Below are 4,303 nucleotides of genomic sequence, written 5' to 3'. Positions count from 1 at the left end.
AAAAAAATTGTAAAGTACTGTCAAAATTAAGGTTAACCGCTGAGTTATGCATACTTTGGTGATTCTTAATAAACTCTACAAAATATCGACTTATCTTTGGATCAAATTGGGTACCAGCACCATTCACGATTTCCTCTAAAGCCTGATTAATACTTAATGGTTTCCGACGGTAGCAGCGTACGGAAGTCATAGCATCAAAACTGTCGCACACGGCTAACATCCGGCTAAAGAAAGGAATTGCCTCTCCGGATATCCCTGCTCCGTAGCCACTGCCGTCATACCATTCATGATGGTAGCGAACAATTTCTGCTACCTGCTCCAACCCATTGATGTTAGTTAAAATACTAGCGCCAACACTGGGATGTTTTTTTATTTCAGCAAACTCTTCCGCCGTCAACCGCCCTGGTTTATTTAATATATAATCAGGTACCTCGACTTTACCTATATCATGAACCATACCAGAAATACACGCTAATAGTACATCCTCTGACGGCAACTCGAAATATTCGGCAAAACTAACCATTAGCCTGGCCACATTTTTACTGTGCTCGCAGGTATAGTAATCCCGCTCACCAATCATCTGGCAAAATGCCTGAATTATATTCATATGATTAGTTCCCTTCCAATAAGGTTGTATATTTATTCTAAGTGGCAGCGGCAAACAACGTCAAGAATGATTTTCCAATGATTTTATATATTTTTATAATAATTCTATATTTTTTTATAAATTAACATTATCCACCAATTTTTATCGGAAATAATAGCCCCAGGATATCAGAGCAAGAATACGTTTCACAGCTTTGCTTTCTGCTCAGCAAAAGGATTTTTCTTTTACTAAGCGAACTATGTAGTGAGGTGAGACTATGACATATACTACCCTTGAACAGCTTGAACAGGCGCTCTTAACCTGCACGGCTTGTCCGCTGTATCAGGCTGCCATCGGCCCCACATCTTATAATGGCTCACCACTAAGCCCGCTGGCCATTGTCGGTGAAGGCCCTGGTGGTGTCGAGGATGAATATGGCGTACCCTTGGTCGGCCCATCAGGTCAGTTACTAGACAAAGCGCTAGCCAGTGTAGCCATTACGAGAGATCGCGTATATACTACAAACATCGTTAAGTGCCGACCAAAGAATAACCGAACACCTACCGTGGAAGAAGGCAATTTTTGTGCTTCCACTTGGCTGGACAAGGAATTGGCTTTTGTCCAACCTAAAGTTATCATTGCTTTGGGCAGTGTCGCATTAAAATATTTGCTTTCACCAACAGCACGCATCACCAAAGACCGCGGCCAGTGGTTTACCACCAAATATGGCATTCCAGCCATTGCTACCTATCATCCCGCCTATCTGCTCCGCCTTAGCGGCAAAGACCTGATAAAAGCTAAATGGGAAGTGTATTATGACCTGAAAGCAGCCCGGGAAAAATGTCAGGAACTGGCCCCGGAATATAATTTCAAATCTCCTGAACCGCCAGATCTACTGGCACTGTATAGCCACCGCCGCGAACTCCGTCAAGCCAAAAAACGGTAGACAGTCTATAACTGACTGCGTTTTTTGGCTTTAAGCTCAATTTTCCATCCTGTCTACCCGCAGCCGCAAATACCTTTATCGCGTTACTAAAAAAAGCAAGTTTGCTCAATACGTTACAATGCCAATAACCAGACTCGCTCGGAGGCCTTAACACGATCAAACAAAACTTGCTCTTCTTTTACTTTTTATCAATATACGTTATCGCACTCAGTACAGCAACAAGGCCTTCACCAGTCGCCTTGGCAATCTGCCACGGTTTTCCTGTACAATCACCAGCGGCAAATACGCCAGGAATATTGGTTGACATATCCCGATTCACCTTGATAACTTCGCCATCAAGGTCTAAACCTGGCAGCAAATTTTCGACAGGATCAGACTGGCGCATGATAAATACGCCATGAACTTTTAGTTCTTCTTTATCGGTGATCAATTTTTCCACCTGTCCGTCGCCGGCAATGGCTTTCGGCTTGGCAGACAGCACTTGAATCGGGGATCGCATATGGCTAAAGTCACCCTTATACTGTGGCAAGAAGTATACATTGCGACAAAGTTCACCCAAGAAGGTTATCTCATTCTCACCTTCCTCAGTATACGAAATGACTGCCACATCTCGACCTTCAAACATGCGGCCATCGCAAGTGGCACAATAACTAACCCCCCGGCCAAGCAGTTCGCGTTCTCCGGGAAATAACAGTGTGCTTACAACTCCGGTAGCCAAAATAACGGCTCTGGCTTCATACGTATTGCTCGGTGTAAGCAAAGTAAACAGGTTATCACCCGGAAACACAGTAACTACTTTTTCCTTGATAAGTTTCGGGCCATGTGCCAGCGCATGCGCAGCAAAGTGCTGCATCAGACCTTTGCCGGTAACCTCTGGTACTCCCAAATAATTATCTACCAAATGGGCTTTTTGCAGCTTCTGGCTAAAATCAAGATGTTCAAATAAGGCAATGTTTTTGTTGCGAATACGCCCTGTCAGCGCTGCCGACAGGCCTGCTGGACCGCCGCCAATTATAGCAATGTCAAATTTCGTATCTTCGCCCATGTATACCCTCCTTGTTGATACTTACCCGAGGTCTTTAGCCACCTTTTTCAATCGTTCGCGAATGGATAAATTGTACGGACAACGCTTCTCGCATTCACCGCATTCAATGCAGGCGGAAGCCTTGACTTTCATACCCTTATATCGTTCAGGAATTGCCTTCTTTAAACCATATCTTATATACTGCAAGTGGAAAATAAACATCTGCGGAATATCAATTCCGACAACACATGGCAGACAATACCCGCAGCGACGGCAGAAGTTGGCACCAAGCACCTTGGCTTCCTCAGCCAGTTTGGCCATTTCCGCCTCACTAAGAGGTTTAAAGTCTTTGGCTGCTGCCAAATTTTCGGTCACATGTTCAATCTTATCCATACCGGGAATCGCCACTACCCCGTCTTGCTGCAAAACAAAACGCAATGCTAAATTCACATCAGAAATCAGCCCGCCTCCCAGTGGTTTCATGACAATAATGCCAACGTCATGCTTTTTAGCAAGCGGGAATAACTCCTGCATGGCTGTTTGTTCTACACAGTTAAACGGCACCTGCACGGTACTAAATTCATCAGTTTTGACCGCCTTTATCAGCATATCCAGGTTATGCCCGGTTATACCAATATGCCGGATCTTACCGGCTTGTTGTGCCTCTTTAAGGGCGGCAAGCGCTCCGTCCGGAGCCATAATAGTCTCCCAATCCTGCTCGGTTTTCACATTGTGCAGCTGATAAATATCAATGTAATCTGTTTGCAACTTGGCTAAGCTGGTATCAATATCCTGGAGCATGGCCGCTTTCGTTCTGGCCATACTTTTCGTAGCCAAATAATATTCACGGCGACGATCCGCTATATATCTGCCAATTTTTTCTTCACTGTCGGTATAAGCCCTAGCTGTATCAATAAAATTTATACCGGCATCCAGCGCAGCCTTAAGTACTTCACCCGCTTCTTCCATCGTACAGCGTTGCATGGGCAATGCACCAAAGCTAATGGGCGTTACCATAAGACCAGTCCGGCCTAACCGTCTCTTCTCCATTGTTTTTCCTCCTACTGTAGTGGTGTTTTATCGTTATCTTGTTCTAAAGCCGCTAATCGCTCTTGGGCGTGTTTGGCTTCCAGTGATTCATGGTCAGCCCTACTTAAAAAATCTTTATACGCCTGAATGGCTTCGCTGGTACGTGCTTGGATTTCACAGCAAAGTGCCTTATTATGGTATGCCAAAGCGTTGCTTGAATCAAGTTCAGCCGAACGACTAAAATCCTCAATGGCCTCGTCATAAGATTTCGCGGCTGCATAAGCCATACCACGGAAAAAGTAGGGTCTGGCATCATGGGGGTCAAACTCGATAGCCTTGGTAAAGTCAGTAATAGCCGCACGAAAATTCCCTTGACCCATATGAATAGAAGCCCGGATGACAATGGCTTGAACATTGTCAGGCTCTAGCTCAATGACTTTATTATAATCGTTCAGTGCCTCTTCAGCCATTCCGATTTCAAAATAGGCCTGTCCGCGCTTCATCAAGGCAACAGTCTCTTCCGGAAAGCGCTCAAGCACCTTATTATAGTCGGCAATGGCCACCGAATACTGATGACGGGCGGTAAAAGCATCCCCCCGGTTTATATATGAACCCATATCTTCAGGTTCTAACTCGATGGCCTTACTTAAATCATCAATCGCATGTTCATAAGCAGCATTATTCAGATAAATTACGCCCCGATTGGCATAATTAACCC

The 4,303-nt window shown here is 44.8% G+C and carries 5 protein-coding genes; 1 reads left to right on the top strand and 4 read right to left on the bottom strand.

What is annotated here, in order from left to right; genetic code table 11:
• Window positions 1-607 (bottom strand): HD-GYP domain-containing protein (locus AC29Z1_RS14415; protein WP_488272152.1); only part of this gene is annotated, 607 nt, incomplete at its 3' end.
• A gap of 256 nt (window positions 608-863) precedes the next feature.
• Between AC29Z1_RS14415 and AC29Z1_RS14410 the strand changes: the two genes are divergently transcribed.
• Window positions 864-1,532, top strand: coding sequence for a uracil-DNA glycosylase (locus tag AC29Z1_RS14410; protein ID WP_488272151.1), 669 nt, complete (start codon window positions 864-866; stop codon window positions 1,530-1,532).
• Window positions 1,533-1,710: 178 nt separating this feature from the next.
• On the opposite strand, the gene AC29Z1_RS14405 is transcribed toward AC29Z1_RS14410, so the two are convergent.
• The 3 genes from AC29Z1_RS14405 to AC29Z1_RS14395 form a co-directional block, all read right to left on the bottom strand.
• The gene (locus AC29Z1_RS14405) at window positions 1,711-2,577 is read right to left on the bottom strand and encodes an NAD(P)/FAD-dependent oxidoreductase (protein WP_488272150.1); all 867 of its coding nucleotides are present in this window, start codon (window positions 2,575-2,577) and stop codon (window positions 1,711-1,713) included.
• Between the two features lie 21 nt (window positions 2,578-2,598).
• Entirely contained in the window at window positions 2,599-3,606 is a 1,008-nt protein-coding gene (locus AC29Z1_RS14400) for an aldo/keto reductase (RefSeq protein ID WP_488272149.1), read from the bottom strand.
• Window positions 3,607-3,617: 11 nt separating this feature from the next.
• On the bottom strand, window positions 3,618-4,303 hold a 686-nt coding region (locus tag AC29Z1_RS14395; RefSeq protein WP_488272148.1), incomplete at its 5' end, for a tetratricopeptide repeat protein.

The sequence above is a fragment of the Sporomusa sp. genome, from assembly GCF_057736855.1.
The sequence above is the reverse complement of the archived record's forward strand: the minus strand, read 5'-3'. Positions and strand labels throughout refer to the sequence as shown.

What these genes read in the sequence shown, in the direction of transcription:
- AC29Z1_RS14410 (WP_488272151.1), top strand. Translation starts at nt 864, where the DNA reads ATGACATATACTACCCTTGAACAGCTTGAACAGGCGCTCTTAACCTGC.
- AC29Z1_RS14405 (WP_488272150.1), bottom strand. Translation starts at nt 2,577, where the DNA reads ATGGGCGAAGATACGAAATTTGACATTGCTATAATTGGCGGCGGTCCA.
- AC29Z1_RS14400 (WP_488272149.1), bottom strand. Translation starts at nt 3,606, where the DNA reads ATGGAGAAGAGACGGTTAGGCCGGACTGGTCTTATGGTAACGCCCATT.